At 62.2% G+C, this 576-nt stretch carries 1 pseudogene; it reads left to right on the top strand.

The window, feature by feature from the left end:
- Positions 1-554: pseudogene (locus PG5_RS32750) on the top strand (hypothetical protein); the annotation flags it as partial.
- Between the last annotated feature and the right edge of the window lie 22 nt (positions 555-576).

The raw sequence follows: 576 nt of genomic DNA, 5'->3' as shown, positions 1-576 counted from the left end.
ACCCCCCCACCGCCCCGCCGCCCCCCCCCGCCCCGGCATTGTCTGAGACAGACGTCGACCGCGTCGCATTGCGCGCAACCCTGATCGTGATCCCAACCTTCCTGCTGGCACTGATCGACCCCGCCAGCTACCTGCCCATCGTCCTCAAGGCGGTGAGCCTGGGACAACAGAGTTCCAGCACCAACGCCCGCGACGCGGCCCGCGAGCTGATTGGCTCAACCCTGCTGGGCGGCCTGCTGGCGATTGCGTTCTGGAGCGCACTGACGGTTTTCGTGCACCTGTGGATGTTCTTCCTGTGGATGCTGCTGTTCGCCCTGATCCTGGCCCGCAAGCTTTATGGCTTGAGTGCGGGCCGGTTCAGTCCTGGCTTCTGGCTCAACACCTTGATCACCCTGATTATCCTGCTGGGGCAATCGGTCCAGGACAGCCTGGCGGGCAAGGACGTCTACACCGCCTTTGCGGTGCGCATGGGGTTGTTCATTGCGGTGACGTTGTATGCCTGCCTGATGGTGTATTTGCTGGACCAGCGACAAAAGACCAGTCTTCGGATTTAAACATCCCCTGTAGGAGCGAGCA

This window comes from Pseudomonas sp. G5(2012) (assembly GCF_000408945.1).
Lineage (GTDB): Bacteria > Pseudomonadota > Gammaproteobacteria > Pseudomonadales > Pseudomonadaceae > Aquipseudomonas > Aquipseudomonas umsongensis.
This window is presented reverse-complemented; position numbering and strand designations above follow the sequence as displayed.